This is a genomic window from Vibrio genomosp. F10 str. 9ZD137 (assembly GCF_049974785.1).
In the GTDB taxonomy this organism is placed as follows: domain Bacteria; phylum Pseudomonadota; class Gammaproteobacteria; order Enterobacterales; family Vibrionaceae; genus Vibrio.
The window spans coordinates 1-19,831 of sequence record NZ_JBNGCJ010000498.1 but is presented as its reverse complement, the minus strand read 5'-3'; the positions used below and the strand labels follow the sequence as shown (position 1 = coordinate 19,831).

Below are 19,831 nucleotides of genomic sequence, written 5' to 3'. Positions count from 1 at the left end.
CTGAACCGCTCTTACGATCTGACTGAACATGTCGATCAGCTAGCAACGGATCACGCTAATGCCAAGCTACTTGCTGAAAAAATAAATCAGCTTAATGGGTTTACGGTTAACGTAGAAAAGATTGAAACCAATATTGTTATTGCAAAACTTGCAGAACATATTGATATTCAGTCAATCGCTCAACAGTTAGAAAAACAAGGGATCCTGATTTCAGCGGGTAATCCTGTGCGCTTCGTGACTCATCGAGACGTTTCTTCTCAAGATATTGAGACATTAGTAGCAAAAATCGCCGAGCAGATATAAGTAATCTTGTCCCTAAAATTTATTATAAAAACAGACAAACTTGGAAATTGTCTGTTTTTATAAGTTGCGATTTATATTTAGTCACGATTAAGCGTTGACTTTACAGCCATATCTCAATTCTTGTTCATCAGGTACTTCAAACCTAGGTTCCATAAAATTAAACATAGCGTTTGTGACTTCAAAAGTATATACATCAGGGTCTTGCTCAAGATTCCGCTTATTAACACGTTGCCTACGTATATCTGTTGGTGCATCCAGATAATGGATTTCAGCATTTACCCCTAACGCCTTTGCCAAAACAACAAAATGCTGTCGTTGCGCTTTTGTAGTAAAGCCAAGGTCTAGGACAACCGCACCATCAAGGGTAAGAATTTGCTCACTGACCTCCCAGATTTGAACATAACACCGATTGATGCGTTCCATCATCCAATCATAATCCAGCGTAACCATATCTTTAGAGAATAAGTTTTGCATCCATGGATCAATTGAAAATCGTAGTGCATTGATTCCTTTACAAAGTGCGAGCGAATAAGTGGTTTTTCCTACCCCAGTAGGCCCGCAGACCATTATTAATCTAGCCATCGTATTGGGATTCCTTTTACATCGGTATTATTCGTCCACCTGACAGTGATAACCAGTAACTCGACTTATGGGGTATGTTTATCGACCCAATAGCTAAGCATAACCACCCCAGTAGAGCTAAACTACTGCCACTTTCAAATGTGAGGTTAGCACTCATCTGCACAGACCTCATTGCTATTATTGGGAATAACAACGGCTTGCTGGCCATAAGTTAACACCCTACCGCCCATTTTTTTTGCATACGCTTGAGCTTGTTGTTCCGAAGAAAACCACAAGTTCAGTGTCGCTATGTCATTACCGTTATGGACTGAATTTACGAAAGCTTGCTCTGGCCTTGTTAATAACACTGGTTTGTATTTTTCCCAACTTGTGTACCCAGCTTCAAGCGCTAATACCCTAAGAAAGTGCTTACGTTGTAGCGTGTTACGTTGATTAAATAGGCTTGAAATAGATTGGTCATGACAAGCACCAGACGCTTTTATTCGCCGTAAGATAGGTAAGGCTTGAGTTATAGACCCCGTCCTTGCTGCACGATGTAATACGCGAGCTTCTCGCAATAGGGTTTCAATTTGATGATTGGTTTTTTGCTGTTTCTTGGGTATTGACCCATGAGGTATTTTTCGACTATGCATACAAACTCCATCGAACTGTTGGCCTATCTCGTTGGGGGCCGATTCATAGAGTGAGTAAGTTTTCTTACACAACAGGTGGATTAACTTTCACGAGGAGGGCGTCCTGCAAACCCTAAAACAAGCATAACAATCTCATGCAGGAGTTGTAAATAACTTTTTTGTGGTAGCAATGCTAAGCAATATGATACTGATAAGCCGTACAATTTTAATGGCGAGGTTGAAGATGTTTTTCACGTAACATATTGACTGTATCGGCTTGATGCAGGTTTAAAAAACTCCGTTGTGATTATTATAAATCAATATATTAGAATATTTTTATCCAAGGTATTATCTGGTCAACCACGAATGGCACACCCACCAGAATCAGCGGCCCTTAAACTTCTAATGCAACGCTTAATATTGGGTCAAGTGGACCAATAATAAAAAATGACATAGTTGTATTGAGCTTCCCCTAGGGGGAGGCTTTATCTTTGTTTTTTCTTACTAAAACGAACACCTAGAATGAAAAAACACTCTATTGCATTCCTTATTTTACTAAGCACTCCGACCCTTGCGAGTGATTTTGGTGACGCTTTTGGTGACGCAAAGCTTGGCAAGATCAAATCACCTAGCTGTATCTACTGCCATGGAACCAATGGGATCACAGACAATACCTCTTACCCTAATATTCAAGGGCAGGACCCTACCTATCTCTTCAATGCGATGAAAGCGTATCAAAACGGAGAGCGGGCCGGTCCATTAGCAAGCATGATGCAAGCGCAGCTTCAAAAACTAACTGACGATGACCTAAAAGACATTGCCGCCTACTATTCTGAATCGCAGTGATATTTGATTCTGTAATACGTGTCTATGCCAATGCACGAATGACCGCTTGCTCTGCATGAATCGCGGCCGTATCGAACAACATAATGCTGTTATCTTGTTGCTGGATAAGCAAACCAATCTCAGTACACCCTAATATAACGGCTTGCGCTCCTTGCTGATGAAGGTCTTGCATGATGGTCTTAAAATCATGCTTTGTTCGGCCAGAGAAGATGCCTTTACACAATTCATTATAAATGGAATCGTGGACGAGACGTCTTTGCACACCATTAGGAACAATCACTTCGATGCCATATTCTCGTGTTAAATACCCTTTATAGAAATCTTCTTCCATTGTGAAGGCCGTCCCTAAAAGGCCGACTTTTTTTATCTCATGAATTTGCAACTTTTGACCTGTAGCGTCTGCAATATGAAGCAAAGGGATGTTCACTTGAGATTGCACTTTTTCAGCCACTTTATGCATGGTGTTAGTACATATCAAGAAAAAGTCCGCTCCGGCTTTCTCTAGCACTTGAGCAGCGTTGGCTAACAGCTCAGACGCTTTGTCCCAATCGTTATTCGCTTGGTACTTTTCGACTTCAGAAAAATCGACACTCACCATAACTATGTTTGCAGAATGCAGCCCACCCAAAGCATGGTTAATACCTCGATTAATCGACTGATAGTAGGTTACCGTGGACTCCCAGCTCATACCGCCAATCATTCCTATAGTTTTCATTTAATTCCCTTTGATTCAAGCAAATACCGTTTCTATACCATCAGATTCATCGAGCCGTTGCAATTTGAACGGCATGACTTTTCGTCTCAAAAATAATAATCACTTAGAACAAGCGTTGTTTCTAGCCTAGTAGATAAATTTATACTTTTTATTTTTTGTCATTGAATACAGCCACATAGAGTAAGTATTTCAAGCTATCTCTACTGCAACAACATAATTCACTCACCTAACATACTAATTACTCTATAATTTATTTCGAAACGAATATTTAACTAAATTCTCAATAATAAGACAAATATTTCGTTGACATGGAAATTAGACCCTTACTAACAGAATATTGTACAACTGTACTAAGTGAGATTCAGATGATCAGAACTCAATCCATTTTCGGATGGTTGCTGACATGCTCTATATTTGTCAGTTTATCGGGAATAGGGACAATTAGAGCTGAAGAGCCCTTTCTTTCCGACAAGCAAGCTTATCGAACATTAGAACAAACCACGTTCGGACCCACACAAAATGATCTAAGCACAATACGATGGATGAACGTAGAAGGATGGATTGAGCACCAAACGTCATTACCAGCAACATCCCACCATCAACTGTTTAGAACACCATTTCCTGGACAGGCACAGCGTAACCATAAAAACGCATGGTATCAAATTGCACTCTATTCGGATGATCAATTTAGACAAAGAGCGGCTTATGCGTTGAGCCAGATACTCGTCGTGTCAAGGGCTCATAAAAAACTGAGCTCTCGCTCTGAAGCATTAACTATTTACTACGACATCCTAGTAAACAATGCCTTTGGGAACTATCGAGAATTACTCGAAAAAACAGCTCTTCATCCTGTAATGGGCACTTATTTATCGATGAATGGCAGCAAAAAAGCGGTTCTAAAACTGAATAGCTTTCCCGACGAGAACTTTGCTAGGGAGGTAATGCAACTTTTCACCATCGGTTTATATGAACTCAATCAAGATGGCTCTATGAGGCAAAAAGATGGCGCTCCTATCCCTACATACACCCAGTCAGACATTGAAGAAGTTGCTCGTGCTCTTACTGGCTGGCGTCATGATGACTGGGCATTCACCAAACCGATGATCAGCCTCAGTCAGTATCATGATACTGGCTCAAAAGAAGTGCTTGGATATCATATTCCAGCGGGGCAAACCCCTTATAAAGATCTCTCTTCGGTGCTAGACATTTTATTCAATCATTCAAACACCGCGCCTTTTGTCTCTCGTTTACTGATTCAACGCCTTGTCACTTCAAACCCTAGCCCAGAATACGTTGAGCGTGTTGCTGATGTCTTTGATGATGACGGCCATGGCATTCGTGGAAATCTGAAAGCCATTTTTAGGGCTATTATTCTTGATCAAGATGCTCAAAATGGGTCAGGAACTAAGATAAAAGAACCTATTATTGTTGCTACCCACTTCCATAGGGCTTTTGACGCTCAGCTCTCTTCAGAACGAATCAGTGATGCCAATAGAATCATGGTTAATGTCCATCAAGAGCCAGTCGGATCTCCTTCTGTCTTTAATTTTTATTCGCCCAATTACCAACCCGTAGGGCCACTGAGCGATTTCAATATGGTTGCTCCAGAAACGGAGATACTCACCTGGGCAAGTTATGTTGATTTAATCAACTACCTTAGTAGCTATGTAGGCTATAGGCCTAGTTATGATCTCAGCTTGCCGCTTAGTGATTTACAAGAAGTGGCCTATGACTCTAATAAACTCCTCAACCTTATAGATACGCGCCTTTTTGGGGGAACGATGTCTGAACAGCTACGAACTTCAATTATTGATGGCCTTAACCTTCAACCTAAAGACGCAACCGCAACGACACGAATCTATCATGCTGTCACCATTTCATTGGCCAGTGATGAATTTTTTATTCAAGACTAGGGACGAACGATTATGAACATTTCCAGACGTTCACTACTAACATCATTTGGCGGAATGACTGTCGGTAGTCTATTGCCTAATGTATCAAGTGCGAATCATTCTGATGACTTTAAAGCCTTAGTCTGCATTCATCTCGCAGGGGGCAATGATTCAGTGAATACTGTAATCCCAACGGATCAATATCATTACGACGAATATAAACAGACACGCCCAGCCATCGCAGTCAGTGAGTCGAGCGTGGTTCCGATTACGCAAACGGCATTAGATAACCAAGGAAAAATCGTTCAGTTGGGCCTGCACCCTAAGTTAGCGAAACTCGCAAACCTATTTAATCAGCACCGTGCCATGGTGGTTCTAAATAGTGGCATACTAAAAGAGCCACTCACCAAGCAAGAAATAGAAAACAATATTAAGCCCTTACCCCCTCAACTGTTCTCACATAACTCGCAAACCTATGAGTGGGAAAAAGGAGCTGTTGGTTTTGCACCGCAGTTTGGTTGGGCTGGTAGAATGTTGGACGTATTGGGTAGCCACTCCGCTATAGCACCTCTTTACAGTATTACGAACAAAACCCTATGGCTTCGGTCGCTTCACCATCAACAAAACATACTAAAGCCTTCAGGAACAGCCCAAATTAACGCGTTAAAAAATACGAATATGGAAAGTAGCTACAACGCATTGACCACGGCTCCAAGTAATAACCCGTTCACACTGCACCTTCGTAACATGATGGGGGATGCCATGCACATCAGCCAGACGCTAGATGACCAAGTGAATTCAGTGTCAAACTGGCAAGGCTTTACCAACTCTAGCTTAGGTAAACAGTTTCAATTTGCCTATAAACTCATCAAAAGCCAGAAAGCACTCAATCAAGCAAGGCAAGTGCTCTACTTAAAACAATCCGGGTATGATTTGCATGATAATCAGTTAATTGATCATCCTCTGCTATTGGCTGATCTCGCCACTAACTTAATGGCATTTGATAACGCTATGTCAGACAATGGGCTAAGCAGCAATGTTACTTCGTTTACCACTTCTGAATTTGGTCGACGGTTGGCATCCAATGGTAAAGGGACAGATCATGGATGGGGGGGGCATCAGTTTATTTTGGGTGGCGCTGTTAATACAAGCGATGCAGTTGGGACATGGCCAGAAATAAGAGTCAATGGAGCTGACGACATTTCAAATGGCCGCCTTGTACCAACACTCGGCACAGATCAAGTCAATGCAACCCTCGCTAGATGGATGGGAGTCAACAATGAGAACGAATTGAACTATGTTTTCCCTAATATTCACCATTTCGCTAGCAGCAACCTTGGTTTTCTTAGCTAGCGTTTTATCACAGTGGTGTTTTTTAAAAGAGAGGGCTAAAACCATCATTAAGGCAGACAGTACTCTGCCTTAATGGGCTGGCATTTTAATCTCTTTTTCCCTTCCAAAATCAATCACCAAATGAATATGTTCCGAGCGACCCATCAGTATCAAGTGGTCATTTACAACATTGTTTCTTTCAATATTTTAGCAATTAAACGTTTGCGTAATCGCTAACCCTCTTGTTGCTAAATTTTGCGTCTTTCATCACAGTTTTCACTTTGCTATATTCTCGCTCAATGACATAACACCATTCGAGGCAGGGAGCTTCCTCAATTATCTCATGAAGAGAAGAATCGGTACCGAGTAACATCGGCAACATTGAGAGGATCACTAATGGAAATGAATATGGTAGAAATATTAGGGTATGCAGCGTCAATTATGGTCGCGATTTCACTGACAATGAAAGACATTGTTCGCCTACGCGTACTTAATTTTATTGGCTGTGGCTTATTTACTGCCTATGGCTTGATGATTGATTCTATGCCAGTGGTTATAACCAATGGTTTTATTGCGTGCGTGAACATTTACTTCTTAGTTAAGATGCAACAAGAGAAGAAGACCCAAACTCTAGAAAACGCGGCTTAAGTTGCAATTCTGATACCACACATCAGAAATTACGACTTTATAGAAACGATTTAAATAAAAGAAGCGGCTTCTAGCCGCTTCTTTTGTCTCTACGATATCAAACCGCTAGTCTTCATCGTCTAACGGAATCAATTTGGTGCTGCCACCGTGAAACTTCTCTCGTTTACGTTGCACCATAGCAAAGAAGCCTGGAATCAATAACGTACCCGCAAGCAGCACACATAACAAACCACCAACCAATGATACACCCAGAGAGTTCTGGCTCACATGCCCCGCACCAGAAGCAAATATCAAAGGAAAGATACCTAAGATAAACGACCAAGATGTCATGTTAACCGCTCGGAAACGCAGCGTGCCCCCTTTGACAGAAGCGTCATCAATCGATAGCTCTTTCTCTTCCCTTTCTTGTTTCGCAAACTCAACGATGAGAATGGCATTCTTTGCAGCAAGCGCTATCAGCAAGACCAACCCAATTTGAGCATACAGGTTGAGCGGCATACCCGTTAGTGTCAGCGCTATAAATGACCCTAGTGTGGCAATAGGAACAACAAGAATAATCGCTAATGGGATACTCCAACTTTCATATTGAGCAACCATGAATAGGTAGATAAAAATTAACGCGAGCGCAAACGCATAAACAGCTTGGTTGCCAGCGAGTTTTTCTTGGTAGGCCATGCCCGTCCATTCATACTGATAACCTTGAGGCAGCATTTCCGCTGCAACACGTTCCATCGCTGCTATCGCATCACCACTTGAATACCCTGGCGCTGGCTGACCTTGAATCACTGCACTTCGGTACATGTTGTAACGCCACGCTACATCCGGTTCAAACACTTGCTCAGCCGTCACCAAAGTACTTAATGGGATCATTTCACCTTGAGCCGAACGAACATGAAAACGGCTGAGATCGTCTATTCCTTTTCGGTATTCACTGTCTGCTTGCAACGTAACTTGGTAGTTTTTACCAAACATGGAAAAGTCATTAACGTATATCGACCCCAGGTTGCCTTGTAACGTTTTGAATACTGAACTCAATGGAATACCAAGTTGCTGAACTTTTTCCCTGTCAATATCAATACTGTAATGCGGAACATTGGCTCTAAACGTACTGAATGTATACGCTATTTCAGGTTGTTTATTCGCTTCTTGAATTAGCTCTCCCATCAGCGTAGCCAGATCCGTGCGGCTTCGTCCTAGCGCATCTTCTAGTACAAACTCAAACCCTGATGCGGCACCCATACCAGGAACAGCAGGAGGCCCCATGGCAAAAACAGAAGCATGAGGTAATTCCATCGCCGCGGTTCTATTGATTCGATTTGAGATCGCAAACGCTGAATGGTCACCTTCCAGTGCATTTCGTGTTTCCCAATCATGAAGCTTAATAAACAGCGAAGCACCATTCGAGGCCGCTGCCCCTGTCATAAACGCAAAACCGTTTGCGACCGTCACACCATCGATACCGGGTTCGCTGTCGACAATTTTAATCAAACTTTCTGTGACCGCTTCCGTCCTTGATAAAGATGCCGAATCAGGCAACTGAACATTAACTAATAAAATGCCTTTATCTTCTTGGGGTACAAATGCCGTTGACGTTGTCTTAGAGAGATACGTAACGGAACCAATCGCGACAAAGAAAATAGCGACAACAACCAATGCTCTTTTCACTAAGAAACTGGCCACTTTTCCGTACCCTTGAGTAACGTGCTCCAGACCTCGGTTAAAGGCTTTGAACCAACTGGCCGTATTTCCGCCACCTTGCTTTAGTACAAGTGAACACAGTGCTGGAGAAAGCGTCAACGCATTAATAGACGAAATGACCACTGAAATACAGATTGTCAGCGCAAACTGGCGATACATGATTCCGGTGATTCCTGGCAACATTGCGACGGGTATAAATACCGCTAATAATACCAATGTAGAGGTTAGAATCGGCCCAGTGACCTCTTTCATCGCCAACAAAGTGGCTTGACGAGGAGTAATAGACGGATCTTTAGCCATTATTGTATCAACGTTTTCAATAACCAGGATCGCATCATCGACAACAATACCGATGGCGAGTATTAGCCCAAATAACGTGACGGTGTTTATAGTGAATCCGGTCATTTGCATCACGGCAAACGTACCAATTAATGAAACAGGAATCGCTACCACAGGAATCAAAGTCGCACGGGCACTGCCTAAGAAAAGATAGGTGACCGCGATAACCAGAAGAATAGCTTCTATCAGTGTCTTAACCACCCCTTTGATCGATTCAGATACAAACAGGGTTGTGTCATAACTGGTTTCGTACTTGAGCCCTTCAGGGAAGTTACGGCTTAAACTATCAAGCAATTCCATGACCGCTTCGCCACTTTCCAACGCGTTGGCATCTGACTGTAGAGATAACGTGACGATAGAAGCATCTTGTCCACGGAATTTACCCGTGCCATCATAAAATTTCTTACCAAGTTCAACACGAGCCACATCTTTCAAATAGACCGTTGAGCCGTCATTATTCGCACGAAGTATCACTTGTTCGAATTCTTCAACGGTTTCTAGGCGACCTTTTGTCACCAGGTTGAATTGGACTTCCTGAGCTTGGCTATAAGGAGCCGAACCCACTCGACCCGCCGCTACTTGTACGTTTTGTTCAGCGAGTGCTGCTTGAACATCAGGAGTCGTTAGCTTTAAATTCGCCAGCTTTTCTGGGTCGATCCACACACGCATCGCGTATTCACCACCACCAATCACGGTGACGTCACTGATACCTCTTACTCGTGTTAATTGATCTTTTACATTCAAGTTGATGTAGTTGATCAAGAACTGGTCATCATATCGACCGTCAGCCGAGTAGAAGTTGAGTACCATGAGCAGATCCGGTGAACGTTTCTTAACGGTGACACCCGTTGTACGCACCTGCTGCGGTAACTTCGCTTCAATTTGTGATACACGGTTTTGGACATTCACTTGAGCCATGTCTGGATCGGTACCGACTTCAAAAGTGACGTTCAAGCTATAAGAGCCGTCGTTTGCGCTTTTCGAAGACATGTACAACATATTTTCAACGCCATTGACGGACGTTTCAATCGGATCCGCTATGGCTTGCTCGACATCTTCAGCACTGGCACCAGTGTAATATGCCGTGACGCTCACCGACGGAGGGCTTATTTTAGGATACTCAGCAACGGGCAAAACCATCAACGCCATCGCGCCCGCTAAAGATAATATAATAGAGATAACCAACGCGAACTTCGGGCGCTGGATGAAAAACCGACTTAACATAATATGGTTTCCTATTCAGCGGTATTCGTTGATTCTGCTTGCTTATCTTGAACCTGTACTGGCATACCGTTACGAATTCGTTGCAAACCTTGAACTACGACTTGTTCACTTCCATTTAGCCCAAATGGAACAATCACACCCTCTGGTGTTTGTGCTCCGAGTTCGATATTTCTGCGTTCGATAACGTTACCTTCCGTCACTAGCATTACAAAATCGCCTTCTAAGTCCGACTGAACCGCTTTTCTAGGAATGGCAATCACTGGAACCGTGTTTTCAGCATGAAGCTCAACACGGACATGCTGGCCTGGAAGTAATTTATGCTCAGGGTTGGGAATGAGAGCACGCATATCAATCGTACCTGTACTGGTGTTGATTCGGTTACCTAAATAATCAAGGACACCAATATGTTCAAATTTCGTTCCGTTTTCTAGCGTGATAGAAACATCGATATCTTTATCGTTCGCGCTCAGATTACCGCTGGCCGTTTCCAAACCAATACCAAGACGATCTCGTTCACTAACATTAAACGATGCATGAATGAGGTCTAGGCTCACTAGTGTCGTTAACACGCCTGATGATGGAGAGACAAGATCACCTTTACTGGCTTTACTGTCACTGATTCTGCCCGAGAATGGCGCCATAATTTGTGTGTAAGAAAGGTTAACTTGCGCAAGACGCACTTGAGCGGTGGCGGCTTCAACCATCGCTTGTGCGCCACGTAAATTAGCGCTGAGTGCATCAAAGTCCGCTTTAGAGATACTGCCTTTTGGTAATAGTCGTTTACCACGCTCGAAATCCAACTTGGCTTTTATTAAATCTGAGTCGGCTCGAGCCAGTTCAGCCTTTGACGTCGTGACCTTAACTTCAAACTGAGAAGGTTCAATAGTGAATAGCAGATCGCCTTCTTCTACCATTTGCCCCTCTTCGAAATGTTGAGATTGCAAATAGCCCGTAACTTGAGCAGTAATGTTGGTATCATCAACCGCCTCAGCTCGACCAATGAATGTCATACTTCCTCGGTGATCGATCATCTCGGCTGATTGAGTAATAACTAAAGGAAGAGAAGACGTTGATTTGGAAGAATCCGTGTCACACCCTACTAGAATTGCGGATGATAACAGCGTTGTTAACATGAGCGTTTTGTTCATAATGCCTATCACTATTTCCAATGAAATTTCGTTATGTCGAACATAACCATTGGTAATAGTAGATATGTCCGACTAATGTCAGTGGAAGTGACTTAAATTATTTCATTATGTAACTGTACAACCCTTAAGCAAATTTGCGGCTTGTTGATTAAGCGCCTTGGGTGACGACCAGCTATACACCAATTCAGGCACTTTATGGCCGCAAGGAGCATTCCACAAACGCTCATCTAGCTGAATGCCTTTTAACTGCTCATAGAATTCAATCGCCTGGTGATTTTCTGCCATCACTTCAAGGTAGATTCCACTTTTCGAAAAGTGTTGTTCACACCATTCCGTCACGGCATTAAGTAATTTTAACCCTACGCCTCTTCGACGATAGTTTTCATCCACATGCAGCGAGTCAATCATTGTGCCTTTTTCAAAGTCATGATTGCCAAACACACAGACAAAACCACACAGTAAGCCACCTTCTTCGATGAGAACAACGTGTTGATTAAAAGGAGGGTTGATTAACCTCGCTTGCCAAATGGCCAAACGTTCATCAAGAACGTCATGCTCTAGGTAATCCTCGCCTAGTATGCCATGGTAAAAACGACGCCAACTTTGTGCATGAAGAGTTGCTATTCGCTCATAGTCGGTATATTCCGCTATTTTAAAATCCATTTTTAGTTCCTTATTACTTCCTGTAAGGATATTAGCTTTGTTCATACTATGCATTTAGCTATTAAAAAGCCAAACATTCTGTTCACAATTTTTACACTCGACTATTTGACTTACACCTGTTCGCTGATATTCTAGCGTACAGTTGTTAGCCCAAAGGAATTTTTAACTATGTCTAAGAAAGACAAGCCACCATTAATCTGGCTCAATATCTTTATATTCACTTCCAGTCTCTTCCTGGCGATCATTGTCGCCCCTTGGTATGGATTCACTTACGGTCTAGGTATAGAGCATCTGATTTGGTTGGTTGTTTGCTTTAGTTTTTGTAGCTTATCTATCACCGCGGGTTACCATCGACTGTGGTCACATAAGACTTACCAAGCTCATTGGTCATTACGGTTAGTTTTTGCGATCGGTGGGGCTTTTGCTATGCAGAACAGTATCTTGCATTGGAGTTCTGACCATAGAATTCACCATAAGCATGTCGATAACAACGATAAAGACCCATACTCCGCGAAGAAAGGATTCTGGTTTTCTCATATAGGCTGGATGATCAGAGACTACCATGGCGACACCTATACCGATTACAGCAACTGCCGAGACTTGCAAAAAGATCCCATCGTCGTATGGCAACACAAATACTATGGCATTCTAGCACTCGTAATGAATGTGGTTTTCCCAGTTTGCTTGGGGCTTATTTATGGCGATGTCATCGGTATGTTCTTAATCGTAGGAGCGGTACGATTGGTCCTTAACCACCACACCACTTTCTTCATTAATTCTTTGGCTCATCTTTGGGGTTCTCAGCCCTATACCGATAAAAACACCGCTCGCGACAGCGCTGTACTCGCATTCTTAACATTTGGCGAGGGCTACCATAACTACCATCATATATTTGAAAATGATTACCGTAATGGGATCGCATGGTGGCACTATGACCCAACAAAATGGCTGATTAAGGGATGTTCTCTCGTCGGTCTCACTCACCAACTGCGCAAGGCTCCGCAATTGAAAATTGAAAAAGCCAAGGCAGCAATGTCTCTGCGTAAGGCGCAAAAAGCAATTGCATCATGGCCCGATCATCACAGCATCAACGACAAGCTTCAACGAGAGTTTGAAGCCTTGATTGCCAATATGAATGACTACTACTCAGTAAAAAAACAGCTGATTGAAACCAAGAAAGATGACATGGTGAAAAAGTATGAGTATTCGGTATTGAAGCTGCGTTATGAAGAAATCAAAAAGAACCTAGCTGAGCAAACCAACACTTGGAATTCGATGATTCTGAATGTGAATAGAAACGTTCGCTCATTCTAGTGAACCAACTCTACTTACCCATACAAAAATAGCCCTTTAACGGGCTATTTTCATTTTATGGTGATCTCAAACACAGGCTACTTCGCACGCTCACAATACCTTTGCCAGTATTGACTCGCTTCTGCTAGTGCTTTGGGTCTATCTGGCGTTTGTGCAAACAATATCGCTGCAAGCGTGGTGATGATTGTATTCGCCATCATTTCTTGATCTTCTTCCGGTGTATCAAAAATACAGCGTTCAGGCAGAGGTAACGTACTGATAAGATCCGCTTCCCAGTAGTAAGACTCCACGCCCTTCGGGGTGCTTAGCCAAACATTTTGGCTCACTTTAGGGTTGTATTCCGATTCACCCGATTGGCCTTTAAATGAAATCACGCTGTGGTTTGGCTCATCCACTTCATGTTCAATTTCTGCATGCAACTGTTGAAAGCCAGGATGGAAGCTGCCACGAATACCGATCTTACCCCCTCCTGGATTAAGCGCTCGAACCACTGTATTAATGGGCGTTCTTAAGCCATAACGTTTGCGCCAATCCAACATAATTTTGGCCTGTGGCGCATAGTGTTCTAAAGGTAAATAGCAAATCGATTCGGATTCAATCAACGCTTTCGCATGTGCCGCATCTTGTGCAACGGTAATGCCCAGTTCAACAAGGTAATCTTGAGCGTGCTCTCTATCCGTCGCATGGTCGGTGTAACCATGAACGAGAACTTTATATCCGTTGTCCGCCAAAATCCTAGCGGCCAATATATGCCAAGGTTTGCCCGCTGTTTTGCGTTTACCTGCGTAGCAGGGCCAATCGATGTCAGCGCCGACATTAGGGACCCGAGATTGAAACGCCTTAACAAAACCGGCTATCTCTTGCTTAGTTTCATTTTGGACTCGAATCAACATCAGCAACATCGCCATTTGATCATCGCCAATTTGCCCATCCAGATATTCATCCATGACGCGATACGCTTGATCTAACGTCAATGGTTTTCTTCCTCGCTCCCCTCTTCCCACAGTGCGAATACATTCCTGAATAGTACTCATAGAGATCCTTTCTTTTTAACAGCTTAAAATAATCGATGACGGATAGGCGCACAGTGTGACGTTTTCATATGGGATTTTCAATCACACCCTGTTATCGGGTGCGATTTTTATGGGTTTAAATTGGGTTCGACTTAAGTTCATTGACCTCGTTTACAACACAATACAGCAAAAAGATAAAAATCATGGGTGGATTGAATTACAAGTGCTTTTGGTACGTATCTGAGTTATCTTCACATTGTTCAAACCCAACTTCCATCAGGTAGTCTCTATGGTCAGGCGTTCTCGCTGTGGCTAACAAAACCTCAATACCTCGGCTCTTAATTGACTCTGGGTTAGATTGATAAAAGTATTGAGCCAGTTTCAAATCACGATACTCGGCCGTCACATAATCTAAACACACCGTAAAGGAGCCATTATCATGTTTTGTCCCGGCCAGAAGCCCAGCAATGGCATTGTTTCTAAGCATATAGAATGCTGTATTCGCACCACGTAATTCACTGGCCGTGGTTTGTCGCTCAATCTCGTTCATATTAGTTGCAACGAAATGATCAAAATATTCCGAATCAATAGTTGCTGAAACCAATTTAAATTGGTCTTTTGATCCTGCAAGCTGATAAAGGTAATAGACGTTAATGCAGGCTATCCCTAGATTCATCAGCATGGTTGGATAGGAATCGATGAAATAGGCAAACGCCGCAAACAACAAACAGCCGATAAAGTTAATCACTCGCAGCTTGACAATAGAGGCCATCGTGAGTGACACCAACACCACTAAAGATGCTAAATAACCAAACCATTCAACCCAATCAAATACCATTACATTATCCCTATGTATTTATTTTCTATAAAGATAGCACAACGCTGAATATCTCGATTCGATCTATCTAGCATTCTATTGATATAGGGTGTTCGGCTGGTACGAGCCCACCTCGCCTTAAACGAGAACGGATTACTAACGGCTTTGATGGGCTACTTGCTACTTAGGCAAATTATCAAGTGCATTGGCCATGGTAACTAAACGGTCAAGAATCTTTTCACCATCGACACCAATACCGTTGTGCTCATACTCGTTAGTAATCCAAACTTTAGACATTGGAATCGCTGCCAAGGTTTCTCTTGTATAGTCAAGTTCTACATACATGTCATCGGCATAGGCTACGCACGCTAAAGGGACGGTATTTTGGCTTAAAACATCGGGGTGGTATATCGCTTCCCAATCTTGTTTTTGTGCCAAGAGGTGCGCGGCATCTCGCAGCGGTTTTAATGTCTCTAGTTGATCAAACATCCACGGGTACACCATTTCTCCAGTAAACCAGAACCGATCACCAACTTGATAATTAAACGCACTATTTTTCTCACGAACCCGATGTGCAGACCAATTGGATGCAAACTCTTGGCAGTAAATAGATTCATGTAAAATCGCATAGATAGGGTTGGTCAGATAGCTTTGTTCTTGCTGCATTTGGTTCAAGAAGCCGTAACTCAGTTGTTTCTTGCCATTAACGTCAATAAACGCACTTTCTAACGTGTAATAAAGGGGTAAATGTGCGTCACCTCGGCCCAGATTAATGCCAATCAGCTGAAACTGTTCAACCGTAAACATTTGACCATTCGGTAATGTCACGTCATTTTCAATTAAATACTGTGCAATCTCACAACACTGTTGCTGTGCTTGGGGAAACTGAGCAAAAAATGCGTTGTTTTTATCGGTGACACGCTTGTAAGTCGCCTGGTAGACATCATCCGCATGTCGAGAAAGAGAAGGAATACCTCCAGTAACATAACAGCGTAGCAAACTGTCTGGAAACATTGACAGATAAGTAAGCGTGCAGAATCCGCCAAAACTTTGCCCTAGCGTTGCCCACTGTTGAACGCCAAACTGCTGACGAATCGATTCGGCGTCACGGACAATGTTATCGGCTCTGAAGTGTGAAAGATAATCAGCCTGCTCAATTGGTGTTAAATGAGCAAGGGTCTCTTGATTGATCGGCGAACTCATGCCTGTTCCTCGTTGATCAAGCAGTAAGACACGATATTCTTGAAGTGCACGCTTTATCCAGCCTGAGTCGCCACTTGCTCGCGGTGAAGGGAAGCCTGGCCCACCTTGAAAGTATACAAGCCAAGGTAGGTCTTGATGAACTTTCGCAAGATCGACCAATTCCCGTGCAAAAACCTGAATCTGTTCACTCTCCGTTTCTTGATAGTTGAGCGGCAATAAAAAGGTATGTTGTCGATAGAGTGTTGAGCCATCAATAAAGCTACTTTTCACGCGATGATCCTTGTTGTTAGTCTGATTGCTTCGGTCATTTTAGCGGATTTAACAGGTAAGGAGAAAACTACCATCGACTTTGGGCACTTATAAATTCGGGCGCCTACAAAACAGAAATGGCCTAAGAATACACTTAGGCCATTTCAAAAAAATATCACATCCCAGTACTATCCAAAAATATGTCCAAGCCAAATAGCGGGGCCAAATATGATAATAATATACGCCAGAGCCAATAATGGACTGATTTTACGTGGTTGTTTTCTAGGCATGGTTAGACGACACCATTGAGAGCATGACACCACAATCAGTGTCTACCTTACTTCAATACAATAGCGTCGATTCTAATCACCTAACCATTCAACTTCAACGATTTAGATCATCAGATAAGGCCTTAAAAAGTAACAGAGTATTTAATAGACAACAAAGAGGAAATTGCAGCCACATGTCAACCTATAAAAAGAAGGCTAGACACAATTAGACTTCATTAATGCAATAGGGTTGATTACTTTTTCCTATTGGCAAAGGCCAATTTGGTGCCATTGAACTTAAGGCGTGACAATAAGACTTTTACATTGGCTTGGCCCACATCATCAAATTGCAAACCATAGCGAGAGTAATGAGCTGAGCGTTGTAGGTTACAGATTTTGCCGATTAAAGGAGGGCATTTCGGCTGGTCAATCGTGTGGTGAAGATCGATAGCGATCGTATCCCCAACTTGAAAAGTCCGGCCTAAAGGAGGCGTAAAGAAACGGCAACCACTTTTCGAAAGGTCACGAATCTCACACTGCGTTTTGCTATCGCCTTGAACAACCGCCCCCATCAAATTAATTTCATAGCGCGCTTCTTTTCTCAATTGGGTAACCTGCATACCATTGGGAATAGAGATTGCGATCATGGCAAGTGGATCTTCGATGACATGTTGGATTTGAGACTTAAAGTGAATTTGTGCCCCTTCCCCTCTTGGGGAGATCCCACGCACATTCAGTAAAAACCCAGTTTGAAAGAAAAAAGCAAGTTCATCTTTCGATACTGACGGTATCTCTATCAAGATCAGGTTGTCTGGGTGAGTACCTATAAACTGGGTCGTACAGCGAAACTTTCTTCCAATAGGCGTCGTCACGGTAATCGTCATTTCACTACCATGCTCAATCATCGCTAACGCGTCTGTGCTATTGAGTGTACTGACCGTGCTGTCTTGTTGTTTATTCGGATTCGCCGACGCTTTCGCTGTCTGGGTACTCATCTAGCCTCCATGCGTCGATTGGTTTCACCGACTGATTATTATTCTCAAATTCTATTGATAAAATCACTATCATTCAACAATGGAATGTGATTTTTACTGTATTTTTTAAACATTTATGCAGTAACTCTTGATTTTAGATTCTGACTCTAAATTTTTTATTGGCTCATCATTGAAGGAATACATTCTAAGGATAAACATTGGTAAATTTGATCACAGTGGTTAGAATGCTGCTTCAATTTCTGTCTAATTAGTGACTTTCTTATGCTTCGTGATTATACCTTTAACTGCCTTGTCACCATGCCACGCCATGAACTTGAAGAATTTAGTGTTCGGATGATCAGCAAAATGGTACCCGAAGATGTCATGAGCGAACTGTTCACGTTCGAGCAAGAAGAAATCGACAGTGAAGAACGCATGATGTCAGCCCGTTTAGATGCCACACTTCGCATGAATGCCATTGCCCTTAGTGAAATTCAGCAAGCGTTTGATGACTCTGATAACGCCAAACAAAACAGTGAACGAATGACTCGTTTAGTCCTTTGGCATTTTTATGCCATTTCCTTCAATTTGGAACAAGCCATTACACTTGAAACGCATTGTGAACATGTTGAGACCTTGTTGAAAAAGACACCTCAAGACGCATTCGAGTGGGTCAAAACACTGACTGAGCTCTTACATACCTACGCCAACCTCAACGATAAGAAAACACTTAATACGGCAGAAGAACGCTAATCTAAACGAGTCACCACACCGTGATAAAAAATGGCCTAAGTAAAACTTAGACCATTTTTTTAGTAAGGGATAACAATTACCGGACTCATTTTTCGCTGAACTTACGAATACTGGCTTTCAACTTGATCCGCTTTCGAGAACGCACTATGAGTGGCTAGCTGCTTGGCGTATCGTTTGAGATTGTTAAAATGCTCGATAGTGCCATTGGACACCAGATTTTCAACAATGAATGACATCATGATGTCTGCGCCCGTTAATCGCTCTTCAACCAAATAGGTTTTGCCTTCCAAGCTTTGATCAAAATAGCTCAGGACTTTCATTGTTTCCGCATCCGCGTAGTCTGCTAAAAAGTTGGTTTTACAGCCATCTTTCGTGACAAACAGCTTCAATAACAATGGCAGCATGGCTGAACTTTCCGCAAAATGTAACCACTGAGAGTACTCAGTGTATGCGCGAGTCCCTCTTGCTGGAGCCAGTTCCCCTTTCCCATACATATCAATCAGATATTCAGTAATCGCTCCTGATTCAGTGACAATCAACCCATCATCCTCAATCACTGGAGACTTACCAAGCGGGTGAATACTTTTTAATTCAGGCGGAGCCAAAAAAGTCACATTGTCTCGAAGGTAAGGCGTGACTTTATAAGGTAATTTGAGCTCTTCCAGCAACCAAATAATGCGTTTTGAACGTGATTTGTTTAAGTGATGCAACGTAATCATAATGAATCCTTATTTTTATTTTTATTTTGGTTGATTAACCTGAACAACGAGTTTGCCGAAGTTTTTCCCTTCTAATAAACCGATAAACGCGTCAGGTGCGTTCTCTAGTCCCTCAACCAAATGCTCACGGTATTGCATTTTTCCTTCGGCTAGCCAAGCGCTCATTTGTTGTGCAAACTCATTGTATCGATGTGCGTAGTCATCAAAAATGATGAAACCTTGCATCTTGATACGCTTAACCAGTAACGTCCCCATTAACAGTGACATACGGTCAGGTCCATCAGGTAATGAAGTCGCGTTGTACTGAGAAATCAGGCCGCACAGAGGGACACGAGCTCCGGTGTTGAGTAACGGCAGCACAGCATCAAAGACTTTCCCACCAACGTTTTCGAAATACACGTCGATGCCATCGGTACAAACCGCTGCTAATTGTTCTGCAAAATCCTCGGCTTTATGATCAATGCATTCATCAAAGCCCAAAGTTTCCTTTGCATAACGACATTTTTCAGATCGGAAGAG

18 protein-coding genes and 1 pseudogene are annotated in these 19,831 nt (G+C 42.7%); 7 read left to right on the top strand and 12 right to left on the bottom strand.

Annotation, left to right across the window (positions count from 1 at the left end; genetic code table 11):
* Nucleotides 1-303 (top strand): annotated as a pseudogene (locus ACP45E_RS12105) (low-specificity L-threonine aldolase); the annotation flags it as partial.
* Between the two features lie 87 nt (nucleotides 304-390).
* Here the strand turns inward: ACP45E_RS12105 and ACP45E_RS12100 are convergent.
* Both ACP45E_RS12100 and ACP45E_RS12095 read right to left on the bottom strand, forming a co-directional pair.
* A complete protein-coding gene (locus tag ACP45E_RS12100; RefSeq protein WP_017037369.1) occupies nucleotides 391-885 on the bottom strand; it encodes an AAA family ATPase in 495 nt (164 codons plus the stop codon).
* 146 nt (nucleotides 886-1,031) lie between these two features.
* Complete coding sequence (locus ACP45E_RS12095) at nucleotides 1,032-1,517, bottom strand: hypothetical protein (protein ID WP_017033548.1); 486 nt, start codon at nucleotides 1,515-1,517, stop codon at nucleotides 1,032-1,034.
* Between the two features lie 501 nt (nucleotides 1,518-2,018).
* Here ACP45E_RS12095 and ACP45E_RS12090 point away from each other — a divergent pair.
* On the top strand, nucleotides 2,019-2,342 hold the full coding sequence (locus tag ACP45E_RS12090; protein WP_017033547.1) for a c-type cytochrome: 324 nt from the start codon (nucleotides 2,019-2,021) through the stop codon (nucleotides 2,340-2,342).
* A 22-nt stretch (nucleotides 2,343-2,364) separates the two neighbouring features.
* On the opposite strand, the gene ACP45E_RS12085 is transcribed toward ACP45E_RS12090, so the two are convergent.
* Complete coding sequence (locus tag ACP45E_RS12085; protein ID WP_017037370.1) at nucleotides 2,365-3,057, bottom strand: aspartate/glutamate racemase family protein; 693 nt, start codon at nucleotides 3,055-3,057, stop codon at nucleotides 2,365-2,367.
* Nucleotides 3,058-3,422: 365 nt separating this feature from the next.
* Here ACP45E_RS12085 and ACP45E_RS12080 point away from each other — a divergent pair, with 365 nt between their 5' ends.
* The 3 genes from ACP45E_RS12080 (at nucleotide 3,423) to ACP45E_RS12070 (ending at nucleotide 6,929) form a co-directional block, all read left to right on the top strand.
* Nucleotides 3,423-4,970 (top strand): DUF1800 domain-containing protein, encoded by a 1,548-nt coding sequence (locus tag ACP45E_RS12080; protein WP_026026528.1) that lies wholly within the window; start codon nucleotides 3,423-3,425, stop codon nucleotides 4,968-4,970.
* A gap of 12 nt (nucleotides 4,971-4,982) precedes the next feature.
* Complete coding sequence (locus ACP45E_RS12075) at nucleotides 4,983-6,302, top strand: DUF1501 domain-containing protein (RefSeq protein WP_017037372.1); 1,320 nt, start codon at nucleotides 4,983-4,985, stop codon at nucleotides 6,300-6,302.
* A gap of 375 nt (nucleotides 6,303-6,677) precedes the next feature.
* Nucleotides 6,678-6,929 carry a YgjV family protein gene (locus ACP45E_RS12070; RefSeq protein ID WP_026026529.1) on the top strand — a complete coding sequence of 84 codons (252 nt, stop codon included), beginning with the start codon at nucleotides 6,678-6,680 and terminating at the stop codon, nucleotides 6,927-6,929.
* A gap of 105 nt (nucleotides 6,930-7,034) precedes the next feature.
* On the opposite strand, the gene ACP45E_RS12065 is transcribed toward ACP45E_RS12070, so the two are convergent.
* From ACP45E_RS12065 to ACP45E_RS12055, 3 genes are all read right to left on the bottom strand, one after another.
* Nucleotides 7,035-10,190, bottom strand: a complete 3,156-nt coding sequence (locus ACP45E_RS12065) for an efflux RND transporter permease subunit (RefSeq protein ID WP_017037373.1) — start codon at nucleotides 10,188-10,190, stop codon at nucleotides 7,035-7,037.
* Between the two features lie 11 nt (nucleotides 10,191-10,201).
* Nucleotides 10,202-11,338 (bottom strand): efflux RND transporter periplasmic adaptor subunit, encoded by a 1,137-nt coding sequence (locus ACP45E_RS12060; protein WP_069585044.1) that lies wholly within the window; start codon nucleotides 11,336-11,338, stop codon nucleotides 10,202-10,204.
* Between the two features lie 105 nt (nucleotides 11,339-11,443).
* Nucleotides 11,444-12,001 (bottom strand): GNAT family N-acetyltransferase, encoded by a 558-nt coding sequence (locus ACP45E_RS12055; RefSeq protein ID WP_017033540.1) that lies wholly within the window; start codon nucleotides 11,999-12,001, stop codon nucleotides 11,444-11,446.
* A 168-nt stretch (nucleotides 12,002-12,169) separates the two neighbouring features.
* Here ACP45E_RS12055 and ACP45E_RS12050 point away from each other — a divergent pair, with 168 nt between their 5' ends.
* Entirely contained in the window at nucleotides 12,170-13,315 is a 1,146-nt protein-coding gene (locus ACP45E_RS12050; protein WP_017037375.1) for an acyl-CoA desaturase, read from the top strand.
* A 77-nt stretch (nucleotides 13,316-13,392) separates the two neighbouring features.
* On the opposite strand, the gene ACP45E_RS12045 is transcribed toward ACP45E_RS12050, so the two are convergent.
* From ACP45E_RS12045 to ACP45E_RS12030, 4 genes are all read right to left on the bottom strand, one after another.
* Nucleotides 13,393-14,349 (bottom strand): glycosyl transferase family protein, encoded by a 957-nt coding sequence (locus tag ACP45E_RS12045; RefSeq protein WP_017037376.1) that lies wholly within the window; start codon nucleotides 14,347-14,349, stop codon nucleotides 13,393-13,395.
* A 196-nt stretch (nucleotides 14,350-14,545) separates the two neighbouring features.
* Nucleotides 14,546-15,166, bottom strand: coding sequence for a hypothetical protein (locus tag ACP45E_RS12040; protein WP_017039444.1), 621 nt, complete (start codon nucleotides 15,164-15,166; stop codon nucleotides 14,546-14,548).
* Between the two features lie 159 nt (nucleotides 15,167-15,325).
* Nucleotides 15,326-16,618 carry an alpha/beta fold hydrolase gene (locus ACP45E_RS12035; protein ID WP_017037081.1) on the bottom strand — a complete coding sequence of 431 codons (1,293 nt, stop codon included), beginning with the start codon at nucleotides 16,616-16,618 and terminating at the stop codon, nucleotides 15,326-15,328.
* A 502-nt stretch (nucleotides 16,619-17,120) separates the two neighbouring features.
* Nucleotides 17,121-17,861, bottom strand: coding sequence for a flagellar brake protein (locus tag ACP45E_RS12030; protein WP_017033535.1), 741 nt, complete (start codon nucleotides 17,859-17,861; stop codon nucleotides 17,121-17,123).
* A gap of 261 nt (nucleotides 17,862-18,122) precedes the next feature.
* On the opposite strand from ACP45E_RS12030, the gene ACP45E_RS12025 reads away from it, so the two are divergent.
* Nucleotides 18,123-18,593, top strand: a complete 471-nt coding sequence (locus ACP45E_RS12025) for a hypothetical protein (RefSeq protein WP_017033534.1) — start codon at nucleotides 18,123-18,125, stop codon at nucleotides 18,591-18,593.
* Between the two features lie 101 nt (nucleotides 18,594-18,694).
* Here ACP45E_RS12025 and ACP45E_RS12020 read toward each other — a convergent pair whose 3' ends face one another.
* Both ACP45E_RS12020 and ACP45E_RS12015 read right to left on the bottom strand, forming a co-directional pair.
* Nucleotides 18,695-19,312 carry a glutathione S-transferase family protein gene (locus tag ACP45E_RS12020; protein WP_017033533.1) on the bottom strand — a complete coding sequence of 206 codons (618 nt, stop codon included), beginning with the start codon at nucleotides 19,310-19,312 and terminating at the stop codon, nucleotides 18,695-18,697.
* A 21-nt stretch (nucleotides 19,313-19,333) separates the two neighbouring features.
* A partial coding sequence (locus tag ACP45E_RS12015; protein ID WP_141707319.1) for a zinc-binding dehydrogenase occupies nucleotides 19,334-19,831 on the bottom strand: 498 nt, incomplete at its 5' end.